The sequence below is a fragment of the Ruegeria sp. AM2 genome (genome assembly GCF_056540685.1).
Genome location: NZ_JBQFXE010000014.1, coordinates 38,859 through 62,293 on the forward strand (window position 1 = coordinate 38,859; position 23,435 = coordinate 62,293).

Consider the following 23,435-nt stretch of genomic DNA (forward strand, 5'->3'; position numbering starts at 1 on the left):
AGCCACGTTACTTCTTCTTCCCGAACCCGCTGAGGCCCGGAGGCAACGCCATTCCGCCGCCCATGCCGGGCATCTTGCCGCCCATGGCGCGGGCGGCCTGTTCCAGCGCCTTGGGATCCATGCCTGCGGCCATTTCCTCGGGGCTGGGGCCGCCTTTGCCGAACATGCCCTTCATGGCCTGTTTCAACATCTTGCCTTTGCCCATCTTGCCCATCTTCTTCATCATGTCCGACATCTGCCGGTGCATCTTGAGCAGTTTGTTGAGGTCGCTGACCTCCATCCCCGAACCGGCGGCGATCCGTTTCTTGCGACTGGCCTGCAAAAGCTGTGGATTGGCGCGTTCGCGTTTGGTCATAGACTGGATCAGGGCGATCTGCTGGCGCAGGATCTTGTCGTCCAGACCGGCCTGATCCATCTGCTTGGCCATTTTGCCCATGCCTGGCATCATGCCCATCATGCCTTGCATGCCGCCCATCTGGATCATCTGTTCCAGCTGCATTTTCAGATCGTTCATGTTGAACTGACCTTTGACCATGCGCTTCATCATGCGCTCGGTCTGTTCGATCTCCATCGTTTCCTGGGCCTTTTCGACCAGGGCAACAATGTCGCCCATGCCCAGAATACGACCGGCGATCCGATCCGGCTCGAAGGTTTCGAGCGCGTCCATCTTCTCGCCCAGACCGACAAAGCGAATGGGTTTGCCGGTGACCGCGCGCATCGACAGCGCCGCACCACCGCGTCCGTCACCGTCCATCCGGGTCAGGACCACGCCGGAGATGCCGACCTTGGCGTCGAACTCTTCGGCGACTTCAACGGCGACCTGACCAGTCAGGCCGTCGACAACCAGCAGCGTCTCACGCGGGTCAACTACGTTGCGGACCTGCTCGACCTCATCCATCAGGACTTCGTCGATATGCAGACGGCCCGCGGTATCCAGCATGTAGACGTCATAGCCGCCCAGAGTCGCTTGTTGTTTGGCGCGCTTCGCGATGTCGACGGGTTTCTGGCCGGGAACGATCGGCAGGGTATCGACACCAACCTGCGTTCCCAGAACGGCCAGCTGATCCATCGCCGCTGGGCGGTAGACGTCGAGCGAGGCCATCAGGACTTTCTTGCCCTCTTTTTCTTTCAGGCGTTTCGCCAGCTTTCCGGTGGTGGTCGTCTTACCCGAGCCCTGCAGACCGACCATCAGGATCGGGGCAGGCGGGTTGTCGATCTTCAGCGCGCCGGGGTCATCCTCACCGCGTAGCGTCTCGACCAGCGCGTCATGCACAATCTTGACGACCTGCTGGCCGGGGGTGATCGACTTGGTCACCGCCTGACCGGTTGCCTGTTCCTGAACTTTCTTGACGAAGGCGCGCGCCACTGGCAGCGAGACGTCAGCCTCAAGCAGGGCAACGCGGACCTCGCGCAGGGCGGTTTTGACGTCTTCTTCAGACAGGGCGCCCTGTTTGGTCAGCCGGTCAAAGACGCCGGAAAGGCGTTCGGATAGATTTTCAAACATGCCTTCGGCCTCCTTAGCCGGTTATCTGGTGGCACTTCCTAGGTAGGAAACACCGGTTAAATACACAATTGCCCCCTCCCACTGAATTAGACGTGGGGGTCATGCCAAATGGCATTGCCCCCACGGGCGAAACTCGCTGGTGGGGGGCGATCCCTGAACGACTCAAGGGACCGGAAGATCAGACGCTTCCGGATGTTGGCGGCGATTTAGGCCGATTGGCTGGCAGAGTCAACCTTGTGTGCGGGAAGCCAGTCGTTGATCGCATCAACCAGTTGGTGCGCGCCCCGCCCGTTCGAGAACGCCTCGACAATGGGATGCCGCCCAGCGCTCATACCTTGGTGCAGGACAAGGACTGGACGATAGAGGGTTGATGTGCCTTTGTCGCTGCGCGATGTGGTGCTTTCAATCTCTGCGTGGGACAGGTTTGCAAGCTCGTGCTCGACGGCTTGATAGCCAAAGACCGATTGCCTGCGGATGGTGATGCTGCTTTTGTTGCGGTCAAGTATGACCTGTACGCGACGCACAAAGGCACAGAATGCTCCGACGCCCATACCGCCGCCAAAGAGCGCGAAGAAGATACCAAAGAAGATACCTTCGCCGCCTTCGCTGACCATAAAGACGCCTGCGCCGACGAAAGCCAGAATGAAGAAGATCAGAGTGATGCCGATGAACCACGGCGTATCTGACAGGATCAGCTGGTTAGAAGTATTGCGCGTCACTTTCATGGCGGCACGCTAGCATTGAACCTTACGCCTGTCGTGGCTTGAATTCGCGCGGCCGTTGCGCGATGAGCGCACCAAGCCAATTGCGCGATGAGCGCACCAAGCCAATTGCGCGATGAGCGCACCAAGCCAATTGCGCGATGAGCGCACCAAGCCAATTGCGTGATGAGCGCAAAAAGCCGATCGCGCGACGGGCGCGTCACACGAGGGACTTTCCATGGACGCATCATCTGCCTTTCAAGAGACTTTGCCGCTGAGGTCCGACGCGCTATTGGCGCAGTTGGATGAATGGGGGCTGGGCTACAGGTTGCACACCCATATCCCGCTGCGCACGGTTGAGGAGGCCAAAGCGGTTGAAGACCAGTTCATGGTGCCGGGCGAGAACGCTCTGCGCCTGAAGAACCTGTACTTACGCGACAAGAAAAAGCGGAACTATCTGGTGACGCTAGAACAGAGCCGTGAGATCGACCTTAAGGCGCTGGGGGCGGAATTGGGGGTCGGCAATCTGTCTTTTGGTTCGGCCGATCGGTTGTTTCAAAACCTTGGTATCCGGCCCGGATCGGTCAGCCCTCTGGCGATGATAAACGGGGTAAGGAACGGGGTTCGCTTCTTCATGGATGCCGCCGCGCAGCAGGCGGATGTCATCTATATGCACCCGCTGGTCAATGACCGGACAGTTGCGATGACGCGCAGTGATCTGATGGCCTTCTTCGACAAAACTGCGTGTGAAGTGGCCTGGTTGCCCTGATCACCCTTCAAGCGCTTCGTTCAAAGCAGCCGCGACATGGGCAGCGGACGGGTTGATGAACAAGTGGCCATCCGCTTCGAACACCGGATCGTCCAGATAGTCTGGGAAAGCCAGAGGCAATTCAGTGCAGGCCAGCAGAATGGCCGTTCCGGGTGATGCGTGTTTATTGCAAAACGCCAGAAGCCGAGTATGGGCCGTATCAGACGCGCCGCCGTAGAAATCGCTGTCAATCATCGCTTGCATTTCAGCGATCTCGGGGTCGGGAAGACGTGCGTTTGCGGTGATGCCTTCTGCCGCAAGACGTTCGGCATAGTTGGTGGCCTGCATTGTGACTGTGGTGCCGAGGACCAGAGCGTTTGACGCGCCGGTCTGGGCGGTCACCTTGGCCGTGGCGTCGAAGATGCTGAGAATTGGCATGGCAACCCCTTCGCGGATCGCGTGCAGCCGGGCGTGTGGGGTGTTCGAGGCGATGATGCCGAAGTCACAGCCTGCCTTTTCCAGCGTCAACAATGCCTCGCGGAACACCGCATCAAATGCGGCCCAACTGGCTTCGTCCCCGGCAACGCCACGCAGCGCTCGGGTCTTCGCTTGAGTGACAGACTCAATAGTCATGGGCGGGATTGGCAGCGGGGATCCGTGGCCGCGTTCGGCAAAGTGTCGGCCCGCGCCTTCGGCAATCGCGCGATAGTAATCAACGGTTGAGGCCCATCCGACGCCTCCCAATATGCCAATCTTCTTCATAGAATACGCCCAGCCTGCCTAGCCCTGTTCAGGCGCAGACTGGACGTTTTCGGGCATGATTGCCAGAGGTGTTCAGGCCGCCAGTTGAGACACGGCTTTATGTGCATTGTTCAGCGCGGCTTCGGCATCCAGCGCCATTTGGTCAGCCGCCACCACGTCGACATCCTGAATGCCGATAAAGCCCAGCACATGTTTGGCGTAGTTGGTGGCAAAGTCGATCTCGGACCCGACGGCGGTGCCGCCCGAGGCGATCGCCAGGACGGCGCGCTTGCCTTCCAAAAGGCCTTTGGGACCGTTTTCGGAATAGGAAAAGGTCAGGCCGGCACGGGCCACCAGATCGATCCAGGCCTTGAATGCAGCAGGAACTGAGAAGTTATAGATTGGCAGGCCGATGACAATGATGTCTGACTTTTGCAACTCTGCCACCAGATCGTCGGACAAGGCCAATTGATCACGCTGAACTTCGTCGCGCTGATCGGCAGGCGTGAAGTTTGCATTGATCCAGTCTTCTGTCAGCAACGGCAACGGAGCGGCCAGATCGCGGCGGATAATGCGCCCTGCGTTTAGGTGTTTGACGATCCGGTCGGACAGGTCGCGCGTGGCAGACCCTTCGCGCCGGGCCGAGGCGTCGATATGCAGGATGGTTTTGGTCATGTCAGGGGTCCTTTCAGCATGAGGATTGCGTCTGCACCCAATATGAATGTTGCATGTGCGAACAAAACTCTGATATGCCAACAGGTATTGTTAGAATTTGCACATTGGAACGGATGCAATGGACAACTGGGACGAAGTAAGAACCGCCTATCAGGTGGCACGGATGGGCACGGTCAGCGGGGCGGCAGAGGTTCTGGGCGTACACCACGCCACCGTCATCCGCCACATAGACGCGATCGAGGCCCGTTTGGCTATTAAGCTGTTTCAACGCCATGCACGCGGATATACCCCGACTGAAGCCGGAGAAGATCTTTTGCGCGTGGCGCAGGCGACCGAGGATCAGTTCAATCAGCTAGTCGGACGGATGAAGGGTCGCGGAGATGACGTTTCTGGCGAGTTGGTGGTCACGTCCCTGTCGTCTCTGGCCCCGATGGTTGTACCCGTCCTGAGCGAGTTTCAACGTCTGCACCCGGAACTCATCGTACGGTACTTAACGGGCGACCGGCTGTTTCGGTTGGAATATGGCGAGGCGCATGTGGCCATCCGTGCAGGCTCGGCCCCTGATCAGCCAGACAACGTGGTGCAACCGTTTATCAAACAGGAAGTCGGTCTGTATGCCAGCACCTCGTATATCAATCGCCATGGTAAACCCTCGGGGGTTGAGGACTTTCCCAAACATTTCTTCGTCAGCACAGATGACGAAAACAGCCGCGCGCCGTTTTCCCGCTGGCTGCGCGAGACTGTGCCGCCGGAACAGATCACTTTTCGCTGCACCAACAACTTCTGCATTCGCGAGGCCGTTTTGGCGGGTGCAGGTATCGGGTTCATGGCGAGGTGGGAAGCGGCCCGCGATCCGCATTTGGTCGAAGTGATCCCATCGATGCCGGAATGGTCAGGGAACCTGTGGCTTGTGACCCATGTTGACCTGCATCGTACCACCAAAGTTCAGGCCTTTTTAAGCTTTTTGAAAGAGCAATCAAAAAGCTGGCTGCCATGAGCCAACAGGCGCGTGGCCACCTGGCTATGCTTGCATTTTCGGCGCTGGTCGCAGGCAGCTTTTCCCTCGGTTCATTGATCGCAAATCAGATCGCGCCCGAAGCGCTCACGGCCGCACGCTTCGCCATCGCTGCCGTTGTGATCGGGGTTGCAGCGCTATTGACCACGGGGTTGTCGAAAAGTGCTGCACAGGCGCCATGGCGGTACCTTGTTCTAGGAGGCTTGTTCGGTGCGTATTTCGTCCTGATGTTTCACGGCTTGAAGACCGCACCGCCCGTCAGCGCGGCGGCCGTGTTCACTTTGACCCCCGTGATGTCCGCCATTGCCGGTTGGATATTGCTGCGGCAGATAACGACACCCCGAATGGCGCTTGCGCTAAGCATCGGCGCGGTTGGTGCACTATGGGTCATTTTCCGGGCCGACTGGCAAGCATTTGCAGCGTTTGAAATCGGCATGGGTGAGGTCATCTATTTTGTGGGGTGCGTCGCACATGCAGTCTATACCCCCATGGTCCGAAAGCTGAACAGGGGCGAACCGGCGGTTGTGTTCACCTTTGGCACGCTGGTCGCTGGCTGTCTTATTCTTATGGTTTATGGCTGGGGCGAAATTCGTGCAACGGATTGGCTGAATTTACCCGCACTCGTTTGGTTGGGCCTCATCTACGTCGCAATTTTTGCAACAGCGGCCAGCTTCGTTCTGGTCCAATTCGCTGCCTTGCGCCTGCCCTCGGCCAAGGTCATGGCCTACACTTATCTTGTACCAAGCTGGGTCATCCTGTGGGAGGTTGCCCTGGGCCGGCCAGCGCCTGCATTACTTGTTTTTGTGGGGGCCGGGCTGACCATTTTTGCATTGGTGCTGTTGCTGAAGGGCGAGGACGCCAATGACGAGGCCAAGATACGCCCTGCAGGATGAACCTTGCATTTATTTTCGAACCTGTAAGCCTGAGAGAACTTGCAACAAAGGACGTTTGGACAAATGAAAAACCCCGGACTTACTGGCTGTCTGCTGATTTTGGCGGCATGTACCCATAATGGGTCGACAGCGGGCACCGACCTTGAGGCCAGTTGTGAGGCTTTGGTCTCCGCTGACACCGGTGTGCGGGCTGATGGCGTGAACGCGATTTCGACCCAGACCGTGCCCACGGGTTCGATCACAACGGTTTCCGTTGAAGGTGCCGCCGCACCCTGGTTGTGTCGCGCGGATGCGGGCGGGGTCGTGACCTCGGTTGAATACAGTCAAGAAGGATAGCCGCCTGGCGATACCCAAATGTTGAGGCAGGTCAAAGCAATGTAGCTTGTGTTTGTCGATACTGATGGCAATCAACGACGAGGAAGAGACATATGTTCAAGCACATCATGATCCCCGTTGATCTGCATTTGCCTCCCGAGGTGAAACGGGCGTTTGAGGTCGCAACCGAATTGGCGCGATGGCAAAAGGCAAAAGTGACGATTGTCAGCGTCACCGGAACGCAGCCTGGCGATCCGACCCAAACAGATGCGTCAATCAAGGAAAAACTCGCCGATTTGGCAGGTCAGATGGCTGCGGAGAGCGGTGCTGATGTGGCGACGCGCAATATTCATTCGACCGATATCGCCCCTGAGGTGGATGGCGACCTGACCCGCACCGCCGAAGAGATTGGGGCCGACCTGATTGTGGTTGGCACGCATGCGCCACGGATCACGGATTATGTGTTCTCCAGCCACGCGGGGCATCTTGCGAAACACGCCAGCGTTTCGGTTTTTGTGGTGCGCTGACCGTTAGGCCTCATCCGAGGGCAGTTCGACCTCAAGAAACCGCTCGAACGCATCCAGATTGACGGGTTCGAATTGTCCGAACCCTTGCATCCAGACCGAGGCCGCGCGCAGGGCGTCGGGCTCTAGCTTGCACCATTTCACCCGTCCGCGCTTTTCCTGAGAGATCAGCCCGGCCTTCGTCAGGATGACCAGATGTTTCGAGATCGCAGCCAGCGACATCTCGAACGGGTCGGCGACGTCAGTCACGGCCATGTCATCCTCCAACAGCATCGCAAGGATGGTGCGGCGGGTCGGGTCTGCGAGGGCAGCGAATACGGTGTCGAGGTCGTTGGACATGCCACCGCTGAACCACAGCCTCCGGTATTGGTCAACCATTTGGTTGAATATGCGGATTCAAGCGTATCCACCATGAGACAATGTGATATGGCGTTCCGATGGTTTCCAATAGGAAGATTTTTATCATAAAAATCTTAGGCTTAGCGGCCATCGCGCCGCGACCATAACAGCGTTGACTCTGCGCCCATCGCCGCTTAGCACCCTACCCAAGACTGTGCGAGGGAAACGCCCGTGACCGATGATGACCAAAAGCAGCGTATGGCGCAGCTTGAGGCCAAGATCACGGCGGCGAAAAAGGCCAAGGCGCCCAAACCCCGTGCAGATGCTGACGTATCCGGGGGCGAGCTTGCCTGGAGGATGGTCATCGAAATGGTATCCGGTCTGGGGATCGGATTTGGCATCGGATACGGGCTGGACAGCCTGCTCGGGACGATCCCGATTTTTCTGGTGCTGTTCACATTGCTGGGCCTTGTCGCGGGCGTGAAGGTTATGCTCCGCAGCGCGAAAGAGGTTCAGGAGAAACAAGCGGCCGCAAGCGCGGCCGAGAAGGACGAGAGGGACTGAACGTGGCGACCGAGACCACCGCAGCAGAAGGCAGCAGCCTGGTTTTCCACCCGATGGACCAGTTCATCGTCAAGCCGTTGTTCGGCGACGGCGCGATTGCATGGTACACGCCCACCAACGTGACCCTGTGGATGTTCCTGGCGATTGCCGCAATCTTTGGCCTGCTGGTGCTCAGCACCTCAAAACGCGCGATTGTTCCGACCCGTATGCAGTCGGTGGCCGAACTCGCCTATGGCTTCATTTACAAGATGCTGGAAGACATCTGCGGCAAGGAAGGCGTCAAGTACTTCCCCTATGTCATGACCCTGTTCATGTTCATCGTCTGCGCGAACTTCCTTGGGATGATCCCGACATCCTTCACCACCACATCGCATTTCGCCGTGACCATCCCGCTGGCGCTGGCCGTGTTCCTGACCGTGACCGTTCTGGGTTTCGTCAAGAACGGTGCCGCATTCCTGGGCCTGTTCTGGGTCTCCAGCGCACCGCTGGCCCTGCGCCCGGTTCTGGCGATTATCGAGCTGATTTCGTACTTCGTGCGTCCCGTCAGCCACTCCATTCGTCTTGCCGGTAACGTCATGGCAGGCCACGCGGTGATCAAGGTGTTCGCAGGCTTTGCCGCGATTGCCGTGATCTCGCCCGTGTCGGTTTTGGCGATCACCGCTATGTACGGCCTCGAGGTCCTCGTGTCCTTCATCCAGGCCTACGTATTCACCATTCTGACCTGTGTTTACCTGAAGGATGCGCTGCATCCGTCGCACTAAGGTCTGAACACCCAACATCGAAACTTCCAATTCGTAAGGAGACACATCATGGAAGGCGATCTCGCACACATCGGCGCAGGCCTGGCAGCAATCGGTTCCGGCGCAGCCGCAATCGGGGTGGGCAACGTTGCAGGCAACTTCCTGGCCGGCGCCCTGCGCAACCCTTCGGCGGCTGCTTCGCAGACCGCAACCCTGTTCATCGGTATCGCATTCGCAGAAGCCCTGGGGATCTTCGCATTCCTGGTCTCGCTGCTGCTGATGTTCGCCGTCTAATCTGCGGAACCTGATCCTTACGCGCAGGTGGGCCCAAGCCATAGCGGCCCACCTGTTGTAAAGACAACGTTCCGACGGAGGACATCATGGCGACTGAACCCCTTGCCAAAGAAGTAGCTGGCACCTGCGTTGACTCTCATGGGTCGGCGATCGGTATGCCGCAGCTCTGCTTCGATTGGTTCCCCAACCAGATTTTCTGGCTGGTCATCACGCTGGTCGTCATCTTTCTGGTCCTGTCTCGCGTGGCTCTGCCCCGCATCGCGGCAATCCTGGCTGAACGTCAGGGGACCATTACAAATGACCTGGCTGCGGCCGAAGATCTGAAGGCCAAGGCGGTCGAGGCCGAAGAGGCCTATAACAAGGCGCTGGCCGATGCCCGTGCCGAAGCGCAGCGTATCGCTGCTGAGGCGCGCGCTGAAATCCAGTCTGGTCTGGATGACGCGATTGCCAAGGCGGATGCGGAAATCGCTGCAAAAGCGGCTGAATCGGAAAAGGCAATTGCTGACATCCGTGCCGGTGCGCTGGAAAGCATTCAAGTGGTTGCCAAGGATACGGCGGCTGAACTGGTCACAGCTCTGGGCGGTGAGGCGGATGCCAAAGCCATCAACAGCGCTGTAGACGCGCAGACGAAAGGATAAGTGACATGCGGAACACTCTTGCCCTTATCCTGACCGTTGGCGCTGCCAGCCCCGCGCTGGCCGCAAGCGGCCCTTTCTTCTCGCTTGGCAACACCGACTTTGTGGTCCTGCTGGGCTTCATCGTCTTCATCGCGGTCCTGTTCTACTTCAAGGTCCCCGGCATGATCGGCGGCGCTCTGGACAACCGTGCCGAGGGTATCAAGTCTGAATTGGACGAAGCCCGTGCCCTGCATGAAGAAGCGCGCAGCCTGTTGGCCTCGTACGAGCGCAAGCAGCGCGAAGTGCAGACGCAGGCAGATGCCATTGTTGCAGCGGCTAAGGACGACGCAGCTCTCGCAGCGGAACAAGCCAAGGTCGATCTGGAGAAATCCATCGCACGCCGTCTGGCGGCCGCGCAGGATCAGATCGCATCGGCGGAGGCTTCGGCTGTTAAAGAGGTGCGTGATCAGGCCATCACCGTCGCTGTTTCGGCAGCGAACGCGGTACTGGCCAAGCAGATGACCGCCACTCAGGCGAACAAGCTGATCGACGACTCGATTGCTGACGTTGGTGAAAAGCTGCACTGATCTGTCGATAGATGATTTGGATGAACCCGAGGGCCTCTGGCACTCGGGTTTTTTCGTGCGCTCAGGCCCTGCGCCAACTGAGAAACCAGACAAGCACCGCAATCACGGTAATCACGATCTCAACCTTGAACGTCCAATGGTTGAGAAAGGACAATATCCAATGAGAATGGGTGGCCTGCACCACGACCAGCGGGTGCGTTGCGTCCGAGAAAGGCCAGAGCCACGCAACCTCTCCGGTGATCGAATCCAGCACCATATGAACCAGCCCGCCCGCGCCAAGGAAGGTCAGAAACGTCCCGGTTCTTAAGGCCCAAACACGTATCAACATTCCGGCAAGCAGAACCCCCGCCCAGATGATCGGGCGGTGGGTCAGGTATGAGTGATGGTGGTGCCCTCGGTCATCAATCAAGTAAAACCACAACATGTCCAGATCAGGCGCAACCGCACCCAGCATTGCTGCAGAAAAGGCCAGCTTGTCCAGACGAGGCGTTACAGTTCGAAAGATCAGATAAGCTCCGGGCAGATGTCCGATGAACATCAGGTGTTCCCGGTTTCGTGCTGCAAGCGCTGTTGGGCAATCGCTTCGTTCCGGATCGCCTTTTGGTGATCCTGCATACATTTCTCAACGAAGGACAGGTGGTCCTGAACGGCCTGTCGCGCGGCCTGCGGGTCTCGGGCTTGCAAGGCGGTATTGATGGCCCTGTGCTGGTCCAGAATGGCGTCGCGCGTCGTGCGCTGCTGAAACATCATCTGTCTGTTATAGAACACGCCCTGTCGCAGCAGGTCGAACATTGACCGCATCATGTGCAGCATGACCACGTTGTGACTGGCTTCGATAATGGCCATGTGGAACTGGGCGTCCAGAATGGCCTCTTCTTCGGCTGCACTGCTGGAATGCGCCGCCTCCATCTTGTCGAATATGGTTTGAACAACTTTCAGATCACTGTCCGAACCCAACCGCGCCGCGCGTTCGGCCGCCAGCCCCTCCATGTCGCGCCGGAAGGAGAGGTAGTCGAAGACCGCCTCGTCATGGCTGCCGAACAATTGGATCAGCGCGGGGGAGAAGGCAGAACCTAAAACCTCGGCCACATAAATGCCGGACCCTGCCTTGGCCGTCAGCAATCCGCTGTTCTGAAGCTGTGAGATCGCGTCCCGCAAAGAGGGGCGCGAAACCCCCATGCGTTCAGCCAGTTCGCGTTCGGGTGGCAGGCGTTCGCCAGGGCGCAGTATGCCGCGCAGGATCAGCAGTTCGATCTGGCGCATGACGGCCAGTGACAGCTTTTCGGATTGGATTTTTTGAAAGGGCATGCGGGCTCGATGGAAATTGGTCAAATCATATGACCACGTAAACCAACCGTGTTCAAGAACAGCGGTCACGTTCGCTGAAATAATAGGTCAGCTTTATTGACTTTAATCTCTCTTCCGATAGCGTCCGACGTGTGGAGGAGGATCACGCCCATGGATATCAGTTTCGCAACGCGGATATCGCGGATGAAAGCGTCGGAAATTCGCGAGCTGCTAAAGCTGCTGGATCAGCCCGGAATTATCTCCTTCGCCGGAGGCATCCCGGACCCAAACCTATTCCCTGCCGAGGGTTTCGCCCACGCGTTCCAGACGGCCTTGAGCGAGCAAAACAAGGCGACGGCGCTGCAATATTCCGTCAGCGAAGGCCACCCGCCGCTGCGTGAATGGATCGTCAATCACATGAAGCAGATCGGTATCGACTGCGGTATCGAAAATGTTCTGATCACCTCTGGCTCGCAACAGGCGTTGGATTACCTGGGAAAGCTCTTTCTGTCGCCGGGGGACACCGCACTGGTGGGGTGGCCGACGTACTTAGGCGCATTGGCAGCGTTCAACGCCTATGAACCGCGCTTTGACAGGTTGAACCTTACAGGAAATCGAGGAGCCGCCGAATATGCTGCTGAGGCAGGGGGCGGTGCGGTGAAATTCGCTTATCTGTCACCCGACTTTGCCAATCCGACTGGGGAAACGGTGGACCAGACGGGGCGAGAGGCGCTGCTTGATCTTGCAGATGCGTTGGGGTGTGCCGTGATCGAGGATGGGGCTTATCAGGCGCTGCGGTATGACGGGGTCGCGATCCCTCCGGTTTTGGCGCTTGAAATCGCGTGCAAGGGGTCGATCGAGGACTGCCGCACGATCTATTGCGGCAGTTTTTCGAAGACCCTGTCACCGGGCCTGAGGGTCGGTTGGGTCGTCGCGGCGAAGCCTGTGATCGCGCAGATGGTGCTGTTGAAACAAGCGGCGGATCTGCATTCGGCAACGATCAATCAGATAGCGATTGATCATGTCGCACGCAGCTGTTTCGACAGGCACATCCCGATGCTGAGGCGCGTTTATGCAGCAAGGCGCGACGCGATGCTGAGCGCATTAGACAAACATATGCCAATGGGCGTGGATTGGACCCGGCCCGAGGGAGGCATGTTTGTCTGGGTGACTTTGCCAGAGGGGATAAGTAGAGCTGACCTGTTGGCGCGCGCCTTGGATACAGTGAAAGTGGCCTTTGTTCCCGGCCAGGCGTTTTACCCGGACGGAAGTGGTGAAAATACAATCCGGTTGAGTTTCTCCAATTCGAATGAAGCGACGATCCGCGAAGGTGTCCAACGTCTTGGGGAAGTTTTGCGAGACTAAGACTTTGGCAAGCTTCTGTTAACCAATTCGATGCAATGCTGCGGGCATGATCCGGTATCTCTCTCTCCTAGTGCTGGCCGCTTGTTCGGCCGGCACACCTCATTTCAGGGATGTGCCTGCAACGCGGGTGGCAGTGAATGGCAGCGTCTTTGACGTGCGTGTGCGCGGGGAATTGGCCGAGGCTGTTCGGATCAATAGTCAATATGCGCCCCGACTGGGACCCGTGCGGGACAGGGCCGCGCTGGCGATGGCGCAGGTATCCGGCTGCCCGATCATGGATGTTCTGGGCGACGCTGCGGTAACCGTTGGTGTGTTGGGTTGTGATCGCGAGGCGGGCGAGCGCCTCTTGTTGACCTCGATTTCGACGCCGAATTACGAATGCATCGATTTCGGACTCTATGAGGGAATCGGCAACGATTACGGCTATCAGGTCTTCGAATGCACGCCGTATTGAACATGCCGTTTCGCGGAAACCTTGCAAGATGTTGTGGATAAGTATGGGTGAAAACCCATATCCTGCGCATTCGCGTTGACTTCGCCCCAATAGGTTGCGCAGACTTGATCGCACAGGAATCATGGGACGAGCAGCCTTTGCGATTCAGCAAACTCAAACTGACCGGCTTCAAAAGCTTTGTTGACCCGACCGATCTGATCATCGCGGACGGGCTGACCGGAGTGGTGGGTCCCAATGGCTGCGGCAAGTCCAATCTTCTGGAAGCCCTGCGCTGGGTGATGGGGGAAAACCGCCCCAAATCCATGCGCGGCGGCGCGATGGAGGACGTGATTTTCGCCGGAGCCGCCACACGCTCGGCTCGCAATTTTGCCGAAGTGGTCCTGACCATGGACAACTCGGAACGTTTGGCACCTTCGGGTTTCAACGACAACGATCAGCTTGAAATCGTCCGCCGCATAACCCGCGATGTGGGCAGCGCGTATAAGACCAACGGCAAGGATGTCCGCGCTCGCGACGTGCAGATGCTGTTCGCTGATGCCTCGACAGGTGCGCATTCGCCAGCGTTGGTGGGTCAGAACCGCATCGCCGAGTTGATCAACGCCAAGCCTCGTGCCCGTCGGCGCATTTTGGAAGAGGCAGCCGGTATCTCGGGTCTTTACCAACGTCGGCACGAGGCTGAGCTGAAGCTGAAAGGCACCGAATCCAACCTGACACGCGTCGATGACGTATTGGAACAATTGGGCGGGCAATTGGGGCAGCTTGCCCGTCAGGCGCGTCAGGCGGCGCGCTATCGCGAGATCGGCGAACAGCTGCGGCAGGCCGAAGGGATGCTGCTCTATCGTCGCTGGAAAGAGGCCGACATGGCCCGGCAGCAGGCCGAAGAAAAGCTGCGCGAACGGATCACCGAAGCCTCGCGCGCCGAGGCCGAAGCGCGCGCTGCCGCTGCCAAGCGCGCGGAAATCGAAGAGACTCTGCCGCCATTGCGCGAAGAAGAGGCCATCGCCGCAGCCGTTCTGCAGCGCCAGCAGGTGCAGCGCGATCAATTGGCGGATCAGGAAACGCGGGCCCGTCAGACCATCGAAACGCTGACCAACCGTATCCAACAGCTTGCCAATGATATTGAGCGGGAAACGGGCCTGAACCGCGACGCGGGCCAGATGATCGAACGTCTGGAATGGGAAGCCCGCGAGTTGGCCAAAGCCGCCGAAGGGCATGACGAAAAAGTTTCCGAAGCGGCTGAGGTCGCGCGCGAGGCGGCTTCGGTGCTGCAGGACCGTGAGGATCACCTTTCACAACAGACCGAGGATATGGCGCGTTTGGTCGCCCGTCACCAATCGGCGCAACGTCTGGTCGAGGACAGCCGAAAAACTCTGGCCCGATCCGAAGGCGAAGAAGAAAAAGCCCGCGTCGCCGTGGACGATGCGCGCGGCGCGTTGACGCGTGCGTCCGAGGCGTTTGAAGCCGCGCAGGAGGGCGAGGAAGAAGCCCGCGAGGCAGCAGAGGCCGCAGAAGAAGCGTTGGCCGCCGCGGATGAGTTGCGCAATGAAACACAGGCGCGTGAGGCCGAAGCCCGCGCCCAACGCTCTGAGGCCGAGGGCGAGTTGGGTGCGATCCGGGCTGAAACGACGGCATTGGCCAAGCTGGTCGAACGAGACACGGCCGAGGGTGGTCAGGTGTTGGACCTGCTTCGCGTTGACCCAGGCTTTGAAAAGGCTTTGGGCGCCGCGCTGGCGGATGATCTGCGCGCGCCGCTGGTCGAAGGCGATGGCCCTTCGGGCTGGGTTCAGGTTGCAGGCTATGACGCGGATCAACCCTTGCCGGACGGGGCAGAGCCATTGGCACTGCATGTTTCGGGGCCGGATCGCCTGAGCCGCCGGATTGCGCAAATTGGATTGGTTGATTCGGAACAGGGCGGGCGTTTGCAGGCCGCCTTGAAACCCGGTCAACGGCTGGTATCGCGCAGTGGCGACCTGTGGCGCTGGGACGGATTTCGCGCCTGGGCCGAGGATGCACCAAGCGCGGCGGCCCTGCGGTTGGAGCAGCTGAACAAGCTGGAGGCTTTGAAGCAGGAGCTTGCGCGCACCGAAGCGCAGGCCGAAGGAGCCCGCGCCGCGCATGAGGCTCTGTCGCAGCAATTGGCCGATGTGACCGAAGCGGACCGCCGCGCGCGTGAAGCCCGCCGCACCGCTGATCAGCGTATGGCAGAAACCGCGCGCCAGCTCAGCCGGGCCGAAGCGGACCGCAATCTGGCGCAGGGCAAGCTTGAAACGCTGGCCCTCGCTGTGGATCGCCACAAGGAAGACGCCATGGCCGCCCGCGCGCAACTGCGTGAGGCCGAGGGTGCGTTGACCGGGCTGGGTGATCTGGACAGCGCCCGCGCGCAGGTCGAGGACATCAAGCAAACGGTTGAGGCGGCGCGGATCACCATGCTCACCCACCGCTCGACCCATGACGAGCTGCGCCGCGAGGGCGAGGCCCGAACGCGCCGCACGCAAGAGGTGACTAAGGATCTGAGCGGTTGGAAGCACCGGTTGGAGACGGCGGAAAAGCGGATCTCGGAACTGGCTGAACGCAAGGACAGTTCCGAAGAGGAATTGTCCGATGCAATGGCTGCGCCCGGCGAAATCGCTGAAGCGCGCGAGGAGTTGAACGAACTGATCGAAACCGCCGAAGCGCGCCGGGCCGAGGCAGCAGACCAGCTTTCAGTGGCCGAGACTCAGCAGCGTAATCTTGTGTTGGCCGAGCGCGATGCGGAACGTCTGGCCTCGGAAGCGCGCGAAACCCGTGCTGCGGCTGAGGCGCGGTGCGATGCGGCCAAGGAAAGCGTGGTTGCGGCGGCAGAGCGGATAGCTGAGGATCAGCAATTGACGCCGAACCAATTGCTGAACCAGTTGGACGTAAACCCCGATCAGATGCCCGCCGCAGATGCGCTGGAAGCGGAAGTAAATCGCCACAAGCGACAGCGCGATGCCATGGGCGCGGTGAACTTGCGCGCCGAAGAAGATAGCAAGGAAGTTCAGGAAGAATTCGACACGCTGAACAGCGAAAAGGCCGATCTGGAAGAGGCCATCAAAGCCCTGCGCAGCGGCATTGCCAGTCTGAACCGCGAAGGGCGTGAGCGTTTGTTGACCGCGTTTGAACAGGTGAACTCGAACTTTGCCATGCTGTTCAAGCATCTCTTTGGCGGGGGCGAGGCCAATCTGGTCATGGTCGAAAGCGACGATCCGCTGGATGCCGGCCTTGAGATCATGTGCCAGCCGCCGGGCAAGAAACTCTCGACGCTCAGCCTGCTGTCGGGCGGCGAACAGACCCTGACTGCGACGGCGCTGATCTTTGGTGTCTTCCTTGCAAACCCGGCCCCGATCTGTGTGCTGGACGAGGTCGATGCACCTCTGGATGACGCCAACGTCACTCGGTTCTGCGACCTGCTGGACGAGATGTGCCGCCAGACCGATACGCGGTTCCTCATCATCACCCACCACGCGGTGACCATGGCGCGGATGGACAGGCTGTTTGGCGTGACCATGCAGGAACAGGGCGTCAGCCAGCTTGTCTCGGTTGACCTCAAGAAGGCCGAGCAGATGGTCGCCTGACCTATCACTGCAACGTTATGCCTGTTTCACGGCCTCTCAGGGTAGGGTGGCGGCATGACCCGTTTTCTGATCCTCGCGCTGCTGGCCGCTGGCCCGGCCTTCGCCGCCGAATGGCCCACTAAACCCGGAGACACGCCCCTCAGCCCCGAGGAACTGAGCGCGCTTGCTGGCCAGACGCTGACTTTTTACGATGATGGTCAGGCCAAATTCTCGGCCGGAGGGGCCTATTCCTACACCTACGCAAGCGGAGACGCCGCCTTTGGCACGTATTCCATCGCCGAAGACGGCAGTGTCTGTATCGACTATCGCAATGGGTTTAGACGCTGTGACCTGTATGTCCGGAGCGGCGAGAGGTTGGTCCTGATCGACGAAAAGGGTGACCGGTATCCGGTACGACCGGAGTGAGGTGAATTCTCGCCCAGCTTTGGTCATCACGCTGACGAAAGCTGTAGGTGCCGAGTTGGGTCGATGAAAAACTGGCCTGCCCAAAGACAGGCCAGCATCACTTGTTTAAGATGAGGTTAAAGACTTCCAGAAGACGATCTTGTCATCTCCGTCCCCCCAGAAATCCCTGATACGTGCTTCTTCGGCGTAGCCGTTCTTGCGATAAAACGCGCGTGTCAGTGCAAATTCGTCCGTTCCCGACGTGTCTGCAATCAGGATGCGTTGCTCGCGACGCTTTAGCTCTGTCTCAAGGTGCCTGGTCAGGGCACCGCCGCAACCGCTTCCCTGCTCGGATGGCAGGACAGCGATTGCAAGCATGTTCCATGCACCATCTGTCAGGTCCTCGGGTACGGCGTAGCAGAAACCCACCGCCTTGCCGTCGACTTCGCATGTCAGCCAGATATCAGCACTGTCTGTGTCGGACAGAAAGCCACTGGCCATGTCAGGCAGCATTTCGCTTGGGAACAGTCCTGTGCCGTTGAGCACATCCTGCAAGGCAGCGATATCGCTGCGCTGTGTTGGTCGTATTATCATTGTTCGTTTTTCTTTCTACATGTCGTCACTCAAGCACATAGCTTGACGTGATGCGCGCAAAACTCGTGGATCGGTCTTGGAACTTGTCGTGTGGTTTTGAGTATTCACGAGCCGCGCGTTCATTACCCTGACACGAAACGTGCAGGCTTTGTTCGGCTTCGGTCGTCCTGCGTTTCAGGACTTAGCGGTTTCCCGCAATCGTGAACATAAAATCTCCGCCGCTTGGCGTGTTTGCAAAGCGTGGGCAGGACTTACCAAGTTCAGCGTTTTCCGACAAGGCTTGTTCGGTGTGGGGTAACTGAATACGCGGCTTTACAAGCGTCCCAACAAATCTGCCGTCGGCCACGCATCCGCCGGTAGGCCCAACCGTTGCTGCTCGGCCTGAACGGCGGCCCGCGTTCCAGCGCCCAGAATGCCGTCGATCTTGCCGACGTCATACCCGCGCGCCTGCAGTTTGCTTTGCAATTGCTTCATCTGCGCGCCCGACAGGCCCGGCGCAGGGTTGCCCGCATCATAAATTTGGCCACCCTCAAGCCGGGTGCCGAAATAGGCGGCGGTCAGGACGTAGACAAAGCTCTGGTTCCATTCGAAATAGACGCCGAAATTTGGGTAGGCGAGAAATGCGGGCCCGTTGTGACCCTGTGGCAAGATCAACGAAGCGGGCAGGTTGGCCAGCGAACCGCTGCGCGGCTGAACGCCCATTGCCTGCCACTCGGACACAGGCCGCGGTTTACCGGGGCCGGACAGGGACCAGTCCATTTGCGCGGGCACCGTCACCTCTTGCAGCCACGGCTGGCCCGCTTGCCAGCCCAAACCGGACAGCATTTTTGCTCCGGACATCAAGGCATCGGGCGCTGAGGTTTTGAGCGAGACTTGCCCGTCCCCATCTCCGTCAACACCATTTTCCAGGATGTCGCGCGGCAGCATCTGCACCATGCCGATCTCGCCCGCCCAGGCACCCGTGGTGCGGGCAGGGTCAAAATTGCCCTGCTCGTACAATTCGATGGCCGCAAATATCTGGGGTCGGAACAGTTCGGGCCGTCGGCAATCATGGGACAGCGTCACCAGCGCGTTGCGGGTGTTGAAATCCCCTTGAAACGCGCCATAGTCGGTCTCAAAGGCCCAGAAGGCTAACAGGACACCCCGCGAGATGCCGTATTCCTGTTCGATCCGATCAAACACAGCATCGTATTTGCGCGACATGGCCTGTCCACGGTCGATCCGGTTCTGCGAGATCAAGCGGCGGGAAAAATCGATGAACGGTTTTTGAAAGACGCCCTGCGCGCGGTCGGCTTTCAGCACCGCGTTGTCCTGCTGCAAGCCGTTGAAAAAGCCGTTTACGGTGGACGTGTCGAACCCTTGTTGCACGGCCTCGGCCTTCAGGTCTTTGACGAAAGAGTTGAAGCCCCCGCCGCATTGGGCAAAGGCGGGCGAGGTCAGCAGGGCGGTGGCCATAAGGCCAAAGAGAAGTCGCATGGAACAGGTCCGTCAGAGAATGAATCTGACCCCAACCCACACTGACACGAGGCCAAGCGCAAGCCCCCAAACCCGCCAAAGCATGTCGCATGCGCGGAAAATCTCTTGCGTACCAATCTCGCGCGGGGCCTCGCCGTTGACCCAGGCCAGATCGCGCAACTGCCCGTCATAGCTGCGCGGCCCGGCCAGCGCGACGTTCAGGGCGCGGGACATGGCGGCCTCGGGCCAGCCTGCGTTGGGTGAGATATGGCGACGTGCGTCGGTCACGATGTCTGACCAACGCGCCCACTGCCCGGACAGGGCAACGATCATCACGCAGGTCAGCCGGGCGGGGATCAGGTTCAGCAGGTCGTCCAGTCGGGCCGACGCCCACCCAAAGGATCGGTATTGCTCGGTGCGGTAGCCGATCATGCTATCGGCGGTGTTGATCGCCTTGTAGACCAGCAGGCCGGGCAAGCCACCGACCAGAAACCAGAAAGCGGGCGCGATGACGCCATCGCTCAGGTTTTCCGCCGCGCTTTCGATTGCCGACCGGGCCACCTGTGCTTCGGTCATGTCGCGTGTATCGCGTGACACGATCATCGCGACCTTGGCGCGGCCTTCCTCCGACGAAGTTCGCAATCCAATGCCAACGTCCCGCACATGTGTCACCAATGATTTCTGCGCCAGCAGGATAGCGCAGAGTATGAGTTCCGCGACCGGACCCAATAGGGACAGCACGCGGCCCAAAACCAGCGCACCACAAACCAACACTAATACGACAAAAAAGCCCTTTAGCTGACGCCAATCGCCGTGGTTCAGGCGCTTGTCCAGCCAGCCGATTGCGCTGCCAATTATCACCGCAGGGTGGCGGATGCGGGACCATAACCAATTTGGCTCTCCCAAAGCTGCATCCAGACACATGGCGCAAACCAGCAGGAAAGGGGTACTCACAGGGCCGCCTCCAGCCTGTCCCAGTCCTTAGGTGCTGGTAGGCCGAGGCGCAGATAGGAAGACGAATAGGGAAATATGCGGCTCAAGATGTGCGATTGCGCCAAGCGAGTTTGCCAGTTGTCGGCGCTGTCGACGTCGTACAAACGGAAAAGTGTCGTTCCCCCCACAAGTCGCGCGCCACGTCTAGTAAGAAGACTATCCAAGCGCGTGGCGTCTTCGGTCAATCTGGCGCGCGTTTCCGTTGCCCATTGATCATCGCGCAGCGCCTGCGCTCCAACCCGCAGCGCAGGTCCGGATACTGCCCATGGGCCGGTCAAATCGTTCAGACGCGCGATCAGTTCGGGATGTCCGATCGCAAAACCAAGTCTCAGACCCGCGAGCCCCCAGAACTTGCCGAAGCTTTTCAAAACAACCACGCCCGGTTTGTCGGCCAAATGGACCAAAGAGCGGTTGGGCGTCACGTCGCAAAAGCTTTCATCGATGACGGTCAGAGGGGCCGAGACATCCGCGGCAGACCACAATCGTCCGTCGGGATTGTTTGGATGCACGATGACGCGCGCATCTGCTGGGCCGGTATCCTGAATGGTCCAGCCCTGTGCGGAAAACGCAGCGGCGTGTTCATTGTACGTGGGTGTTGTGATCTGAACATGGCCTTTCTGGGCGAGGGTCGGAATGCGCGCGATCAGAGCTGAAGCTCCTGGCGCGGGCAGGATTGCTGCGCCGGTGGGCGCGTTCCAGAACTGGCGCGCCGCCTTTGTCAGATGTTCGAACGCGCCGTGGTCTGGAAGGGCCGTCCAATCGGTCGCATGAAAACCCATCAATGGATACGGCACCGGGTTGATACCCGTGGACAGGTCGATCCAGTCCTCCCGGTTGCCGCCGAACCGCTGGATGGCGTCATCCAGCCCCCCGCCATGGTCCCGCACGGCGCGTGGGTTCAGATCTGTCGCTTGCGTTTCCATCGGGATTCCGTCGAAATTACCTGTTTCGGCCCGCTTCAAGCGGATTTTCGCCGTTTTGACAAGCAAATCCGCGTGAGCGGGCGGCCTGACAATCATCGTTAACACTTTGTTAAGGAAATCGCGTGATCACGGACCTTAGGGGTCGGCACCACTCACCCTATCACGTGCCGAGGTTGTTGCAAATGAATGTACTGATTGTTGAGAGTAACCCCGATCTAGGTCGGGTCTGGCAGCGGCATCTGCAAAGGCAGGGGGCCGAGGTCACACTGGTCGAAACGCAGGAGGCCGCGATTCTGGCGCTCTATGGCACGGCCTTCGATATCATCGTGTTGGATCTTGTGCTGGAATCCGGCAGCGCGCTGGCTGTGGCCGATTTCGCCAGCTATCGCCGACCCGAGACGCGGGTGATCTTTGTCACCAACACCACGTTCTTTTCGGACGGGTCGATTTTTGCCCACAGTTCGAACGCCTGTGCGTATGTGCAAAGCGGAACGCCGCCAGAGGATCTGGCGGCTATGGTGGAACACTACGCAGCGGGTCGCTGACCGCGCCCATGCGGCGCGTCATAGTCCAGCACCGGGTTGGTCGGGATGATCCGGTGTGGGTTGATGCTTTCGTGACTGTAGTGATAGTGGCGTACAATGTGGTTCATGTTGACCGTCCCGGCGACGCTCGACCATTGATACAACTCGCGCGTATAGGCCCAAAGGTTCGGATAGTCGATCAGGCGCCGCCGGTTGCATTTGAAATGCAGGTGATAAACCGGGTCAAAACGGATCAAGGTTGTGAACAAACGCCAATCTGCCTCGGTCACGCGGTCGCCCATCAGATAGCGGTTTGAGGCGAGGCGCTCTTCGAGCCAGTCCAGCGTATCAAACAGAGGGCCGACGGCCGCGTCATAGGCTTCCTGACTGGTGGCGAAACCGGATTTGTAGACACCGTTGTTGACGTCTGAATAGATGCGCGCGTTGACCTCTTCGATCTCGTCCCGCATCGCCTGGGGCCAGTAGTCGTCGTTATTGCCGGTGATCCCGTCAAAGGCCGAGTTGAACATGCGGATGATTTCCGAGCTTTCGTTGGACACGATGGTGCCCTGTTGTTTGTCCCACAGGATTGGCACGGTCACGCGACCCGAATAGTTGGGATCGGCGCGGGTGTAGATCTGATGGGCAAAGTCGTGGCCGAACAGATTATCCCCGGTTGCGCCATGTGCATCCGTCTCAAACGTCCAGCCCTTGTCCAGCATGTCGGGATGGACGACTGAGACCGAGATGTGATCGCTCAGGCCCTTCAACTCACGAAAGATCAGCGTGCGATGGGCCCAAGGGCAGGCATGGCTGACATAGAGGTGATAGCGACCGCTTTCGGCCACGAACCCGCCTTTTCCAGATGGGCCGGGCGCACCATCCGGGGTGATCCAGTTGCGAAACTGCGCGGCCGAGCGTTTGAAGGCCCCGCCTGTTGATTTGGTGTCATACCAGGTGTCGTGCCAGGTTCCGTCGACCAGCAGGCCCATCTTGCGTCCTCCGAAATGCGTTTGGAGAAAGAATAGTGCCTGTATGGCTCGTTTCCTATTTCACCACACGCGCAAACCCTCTGCATGCATGCACACCGGCCGCGAATTCGGTGCAACAAGTCAAATCGAATTCGGTTTAGGTGACACAGTTCACTGGATTTTCACAAAAGGAAGTTCAAAATAGTATGCGTTAGCGGGGGAAGTGTTTGATGAGTACCTATGTTTCTAAGGAAATTCGCGCCGAATTGGATGCGGCCCGAATCGCCGCGCTGAAGAAGGCAAGCCGTCTTCGTGTTGGGTTCGGCGACAATGCATTCAAAATTTTAAGACTGTGGAAAGACGGTTTTACCGTTGAGGCCGCGACCACGCCGCAATTGCGGGGATTGGTCGATATCTATGACGGCGTAAACCATCTGTACCAGTGCCTGATCATCGCGGATGAGGATGAGGCAGGGGAAATGCGGTACGAATTCAAACGCAGCACCGCAGCGGCGGACAAAGCGCCGCTGGATTTCTACCGTGATCCCGACGCCCCGATTGCGCTGCTGGGACATCAGGACTAGGGGCCGAGACCGTTCAATTGGCAATGCTGCTTATTGCGATTTCACTGGGTT

The 23,435-nt window shown here is 59.0% G+C and carries 28 protein-coding genes; 16 read left to right on the forward strand and 12 right to left on the reverse strand.

Annotated elements, in window-relative coordinates; all coding sequences use genetic code 11:
- Positions 1–7: 7 nt before the first annotated feature.
- Both ffh and ACR0CR_RS18555 read right to left on the reverse strand, forming a co-directional pair.
- Positions 8–1,504: a signal recognition particle protein gene (gene ffh / locus ACR0CR_RS18550; protein ID WP_480602029.1), complete on the reverse strand. Its 1,497-nt coding sequence runs from the start codon at positions 1,502–1,504 to the stop codon at positions 8–10.
- 206 nt (positions 1,505–1,710) lie between these two features.
- A complete protein-coding gene (locus ACR0CR_RS18555; RefSeq protein WP_480602031.1) occupies positions 1,711–2,229 on the reverse strand; it encodes a hypothetical protein in 519 nt (172 codons plus the stop codon).
- 214 nt (positions 2,230–2,443) lie between these two features.
- Here ACR0CR_RS18555 and ACR0CR_RS18560 point away from each other — a divergent pair, with 214 nt between their 5' ends.
- A complete protein-coding gene (locus ACR0CR_RS18560; RefSeq protein WP_480602034.1) occupies positions 2,444–2,974 on the forward strand; it encodes a prolyl-tRNA synthetase associated domain-containing protein in 531 nt (176 codons plus the stop codon).
- Here ACR0CR_RS18560 and ACR0CR_RS18565 read toward each other — a convergent pair whose 3' ends face one another.
- Positions 2,975–3,715, reverse strand: coding sequence for an aspartate/glutamate racemase family protein (locus ACR0CR_RS18565; RefSeq protein ID WP_480602036.1), 741 nt, complete (start codon positions 3,713–3,715; stop codon positions 2,975–2,977).
- A 72-nt stretch (positions 3,716–3,787) separates the two neighbouring features.
- Positions 3,788–4,369 carry an FMN-dependent NADH-azoreductase gene (locus ACR0CR_RS18570; RefSeq protein ID WP_480602039.1) on the reverse strand — a complete coding sequence of 194 codons (582 nt, stop codon included), beginning with the start codon at positions 4,367–4,369 and terminating at the stop codon, positions 3,788–3,790.
- 118 nt (positions 4,370–4,487) lie between these two features.
- Between ACR0CR_RS18570 and ACR0CR_RS18575 the strand changes: the two genes are divergently transcribed.
- The 4 genes from ACR0CR_RS18575 (at position 4,488) to ACR0CR_RS18590 (ending at position 7,119) form a co-directional block, all read left to right on the forward strand.
- Positions 4,488–5,366: a LysR family transcriptional regulator gene (locus ACR0CR_RS18575; protein WP_480602040.1), complete on the forward strand. Its 879-nt coding sequence runs from the start codon at positions 4,488–4,490 to the stop codon at positions 5,364–5,366.
- Positions 5,363–6,277, forward strand: coding sequence for a DMT family transporter (locus ACR0CR_RS18580; protein WP_480602042.1), 915 nt, complete (start codon positions 5,363–5,365; stop codon positions 6,275–6,277). The genes ACR0CR_RS18575 and ACR0CR_RS18580 overlap by 4 nt, the downstream gene beginning before the upstream one ends.
- Before the next feature lie 63 nt (positions 6,278–6,340).
- Positions 6,341–6,613, forward strand: a complete 273-nt coding sequence (locus ACR0CR_RS18585) for a hypothetical protein (protein ID WP_480602044.1) — start codon at positions 6,341–6,343, stop codon at positions 6,611–6,613.
- 92 nt (positions 6,614–6,705) lie between these two features.
- Positions 6,706–7,119, forward strand: a complete 414-nt coding sequence (locus ACR0CR_RS18590) for a universal stress protein (RefSeq protein ID WP_480602046.1) — start codon at positions 6,706–6,708, stop codon at positions 7,117–7,119.
- A gap of 3 nt (positions 7,120–7,122) precedes the next feature.
- On the opposite strand, the gene ACR0CR_RS18595 is transcribed toward ACR0CR_RS18590, so the two are convergent.
- Positions 7,123–7,455, reverse strand: a complete 333-nt coding sequence (locus tag ACR0CR_RS18595) for an ArsR/SmtB family transcription factor (protein ID WP_480602049.1) — start codon at positions 7,453–7,455, stop codon at positions 7,123–7,125.
- Between the two features lie 231 nt (positions 7,456–7,686).
- Between ACR0CR_RS18595 and ACR0CR_RS18600 the strand changes: the two genes are divergently transcribed.
- From ACR0CR_RS18600 to ACR0CR_RS18620, 5 genes are all read left to right on the forward strand, one after another.
- The gene (locus ACR0CR_RS18600; protein ID WP_480602051.1) at positions 7,687–8,019 is read left to right on the forward strand and encodes an AtpZ/AtpI family protein; all 333 of its coding nucleotides are present in this window, start codon (positions 7,687–7,689) and stop codon (positions 8,017–8,019) included.
- A gap of 2 nt (positions 8,020–8,021) precedes the next feature.
- On the forward strand, positions 8,022–8,780 hold the full coding sequence (locus ACR0CR_RS18605; protein WP_170587982.1) for a F0F1 ATP synthase subunit A: 759 nt from the start codon (positions 8,022–8,024) through the stop codon (positions 8,778–8,780).
- 48 nt (positions 8,781–8,828) lie between these two features.
- Positions 8,829–9,053 (forward strand): F0F1 ATP synthase subunit C, encoded by a 225-nt coding sequence (locus ACR0CR_RS18610; protein WP_005981269.1) that lies wholly within the window; start codon positions 8,829–8,831, stop codon positions 9,051–9,053.
- An 86-nt stretch (positions 9,054–9,139) separates the two neighbouring features.
- Positions 9,140–9,691 (forward strand): F0F1 ATP synthase subunit B', encoded by a 552-nt coding sequence (locus ACR0CR_RS18615; RefSeq protein ID WP_480518492.1) that lies wholly within the window; start codon positions 9,140–9,142, stop codon positions 9,689–9,691.
- A 5-nt stretch (positions 9,692–9,696) separates the two neighbouring features.
- Positions 9,697–10,257 (forward strand): F0F1 ATP synthase subunit B, encoded by a 561-nt coding sequence (locus tag ACR0CR_RS18620; RefSeq protein WP_480602054.1) that lies wholly within the window; start codon positions 9,697–9,699, stop codon positions 10,255–10,257.
- A 61-nt stretch (positions 10,258–10,318) separates the two neighbouring features.
- Here ACR0CR_RS18620 and ACR0CR_RS18625 read toward each other — a convergent pair whose 3' ends face one another.
- Together ACR0CR_RS18625 and ACR0CR_RS18630 are read right to left on the reverse strand one after the other, a co-directional pair.
- Positions 10,319–10,795, reverse strand: a complete 477-nt coding sequence (locus tag ACR0CR_RS18625; RefSeq protein ID WP_480602056.1) for a metal-dependent hydrolase — start codon at positions 10,793–10,795, stop codon at positions 10,319–10,321.
- Positions 10,795–11,565 (reverse strand): FadR/GntR family transcriptional regulator, encoded by a 771-nt coding sequence (locus ACR0CR_RS18630; protein WP_480602058.1) that lies wholly within the window; start codon positions 11,563–11,565, stop codon positions 10,795–10,797. Before ACR0CR_RS18630 ends, ACR0CR_RS18625 begins: the two co-directional genes overlap by 1 nt.
- 150 nt (positions 11,566–11,715) lie before the next feature.
- Between ACR0CR_RS18630 and ACR0CR_RS18635 the strand changes: the two genes are divergently transcribed.
- The 4 genes from ACR0CR_RS18635 to ACR0CR_RS18650 all read left to right on the forward strand — a co-directional run bounded on the left by ACR0CR_RS18635 (position 11,716) and on the right by ACR0CR_RS18650 (position 17,361).
- Positions 11,716–12,909, forward strand: a complete 1,194-nt coding sequence (locus ACR0CR_RS18635) for an aminotransferase-like domain-containing protein (RefSeq protein ID WP_480602060.1) — start codon at positions 11,716–11,718, stop codon at positions 12,907–12,909.
- Positions 12,910–12,955: 46 nt separating this feature from the next.
- A complete protein-coding gene (locus ACR0CR_RS18640; protein ID WP_480602062.1) occupies positions 12,956–13,363 on the forward strand; it encodes a hypothetical protein in 408 nt (135 codons plus the stop codon).
- Positions 13,364–13,500: 137 nt separating this feature from the next.
- Positions 13,501–16,956, forward strand: coding sequence for a chromosome segregation SMC family protein (locus ACR0CR_RS18645; protein ID WP_480602065.1), 3,456 nt, complete (start codon positions 13,501–13,503; stop codon positions 16,954–16,956).
- A gap of 54 nt (positions 16,957–17,010) precedes the next feature.
- Positions 17,011–17,361: a hypothetical protein gene (locus tag ACR0CR_RS18650; protein ID WP_480602067.1), complete on the forward strand. Its 351-nt coding sequence runs from the start codon at positions 17,011–17,013 to the stop codon at positions 17,359–17,361.
- Between the two features lie 105 nt (positions 17,362–17,466).
- On the opposite strand, the gene ACR0CR_RS18655 is transcribed toward ACR0CR_RS18650, so the two are convergent.
- From ACR0CR_RS18655 to cobD, 4 genes are all read right to left on the reverse strand, one after another.
- On the reverse strand, positions 17,467–17,934 hold the full coding sequence (locus ACR0CR_RS18655; protein WP_480602070.1) for an N-acetyltransferase family protein: 468 nt from the start codon (positions 17,932–17,934) through the stop codon (positions 17,467–17,469).
- 312 nt (positions 17,935–18,246) lie between these two features.
- Positions 18,247–19,410: a lytic murein transglycosylase gene (locus ACR0CR_RS18660; protein ID WP_480602073.1), complete on the reverse strand. Its 1,164-nt coding sequence runs from the start codon at positions 19,408–19,410 to the stop codon at positions 18,247–18,249.
- Between the two features lie 12 nt (positions 19,411–19,422).
- The gene (gene cbiB, locus ACR0CR_RS18665) at positions 19,423–20,343 is read right to left on the reverse strand and encodes an adenosylcobinamide-phosphate synthase CbiB (RefSeq protein ID WP_480602076.1); all 921 of its coding nucleotides are present in this window, start codon (positions 20,341–20,343) and stop codon (positions 19,423–19,425) included.
- A complete protein-coding gene (cobD, locus tag ACR0CR_RS18670) occupies positions 20,340–21,305 on the reverse strand; it encodes a threonine-phosphate decarboxylase CobD (RefSeq protein ID WP_480602199.1) in 966 nt (321 codons plus the stop codon). Before cobD ends, cbiB begins: the two co-directional genes overlap by 4 nt.
- Before the next feature lie 182 nt (positions 21,306–21,487).
- On the opposite strand from cobD, the gene ACR0CR_RS18675 reads away from it, so the two are divergent.
- Complete coding sequence (locus ACR0CR_RS18675; RefSeq protein ID WP_480602078.1) at positions 21,488–21,850, forward strand: response regulator transcription factor; 363 nt, start codon at positions 21,488–21,490, stop codon at positions 21,848–21,850.
- On the opposite strand, the gene ACR0CR_RS18680 is transcribed toward ACR0CR_RS18675, so the two are convergent.
- The gene (locus tag ACR0CR_RS18680) at positions 21,832–22,821 is read right to left on the reverse strand and encodes a glutathione S-transferase family protein (RefSeq protein WP_480602081.1); all 990 of its coding nucleotides are present in this window, start codon (positions 22,819–22,821) and stop codon (positions 21,832–21,834) included. The two genes, ACR0CR_RS18675 and ACR0CR_RS18680, sit on opposite strands and share 19 nt — an antisense overlap.
- A gap of 209 nt (positions 22,822–23,030) precedes the next feature.
- Here ACR0CR_RS18680 and ACR0CR_RS18685 point away from each other — a divergent pair, with 209 nt between their 5' ends.
- Entirely contained in the window at positions 23,031–23,384 is a 354-nt protein-coding gene (locus tag ACR0CR_RS18685) for a hypothetical protein (RefSeq protein ID WP_480602083.1), read from the forward strand.
- Positions 23,385–23,435 lie beyond the last annotated feature (51 nt).